Source organism: Thermogutta sp., from assembly GCF_014359955.1.
Taxonomy (GTDB): domain Bacteria; phylum Planctomycetota; class Planctomycetia; order Pirellulales; family Thermoguttaceae; genus Thermogutta.
Map to the genome: position 1 here is coordinate 1 of NZ_JACIYL010001062.1, position 1,190 is coordinate 1,190.

The window sequence follows — 1,190 nt, forward strand, 5'->3', positions numbered from 1 at the left end:
CGGGGAGGGGGGCAATAGGCTCCACCGCGTGGCTAACACGCTCAACAATCCAATCGTTGTCATGTATGTAAACAGTGCTTGGGTCTGGAGAGACAGGGTAGCTGGCGTACTCGGGGCCATTCCAGAGAGCTTCCGTATGGGACAGCGTCAGAATGACGGTTTCCAACGGCTCTGCAAGGGGGTTTTGCGCATCATCTCTCACCTTGACCTCGATATCGGATGCCATCTGGGAAGAATTGGCCGGGAAGATGATATAACCCGTGGAAGAATACCAGCATCCATCACCTTCCACCCCAGGAAGCGGGTCATAGTCGTCGTTGACACCCTCACCCTGGGTTGCCGTCCCCGAAATGTCGTAATACACCTTGATGCCGTAACTGAGGTCCGGTTCGCGGAGATTGCTGCGGGTGATCCGGAAGGTCGCGTCGTTTTTCCCCTGGAGCGTCTCCGCCCCTATATTGTCCACCGCTGTCAGGTAAAAGTTCCACTGATCGTCGTCGAAAATCGTGACAGTGGCCGCACTGTTCTCGCCAATGGTCACCGGATAAGCACCACAGCAACTGGTGTCCGTCCACCAACCGCCCGTCAGTCGCACCGTGATCGTCTCGTCCTCCTCTCGCCAAGGATCGTTCTGGATGGTCACCGTGGCCGACTGGCTCCCGTTGCCATAAAAAGTGATGTAGCCGCACGTCAGAAAGCCTGACGCCTGATAATCACAATTGGGATTCGCTGTGCCGGTGACCTGGAAATTGACCACTCCATAGGTCAGGTTGGGCGGACAGTCCGTAATCGTAATCGTGAACGTGGACGTCCCCTGCAACCGCTCCACTTGAGAGGGCTGATCCACCGTGATATTGGCCACTACCGAGAGGAGTTCCCGCCGTTCGAGTTCTTCCACCCGCAGGGCACGGTGCCGCTGTTTCTGATGTTGTCTCGTTTTGCCGAGCCAACGTTGCCGTGATTTACGTTTCGACCCCATTTCGGACAGGCTTCCGAGACGCATTGCCATACCTCCTACTTTCTCGACAGGACCTTTCAGCGAGAATGTTCCCCAAGCTGAGTGAAGAGATCTTCGTACTCTCGGATCACTCCATCCTGTTCAAAAAGCACCTCCGCCCGTTCCGAAATCTTCTTTCGCATGGCGTGGTGAAAATCTCTCTCCCGGCCCAGCCGGACGGCCAAACGGATGT

The 1,190-nt window shown here is 56.1% G+C and carries 1 protein-coding gene; it reads right to left on the reverse strand.

Annotated elements, in window-relative coordinates; genetic code table 11:
* On the reverse strand, window positions 1-1,003 hold a 1,003-nt coding region (locus tag H5U08_RS19375; protein ID WP_297036999.1), incomplete at its 3' end, for a hypothetical protein.
* Window positions 1,004-1,190 lie beyond the last annotated feature (187 nt).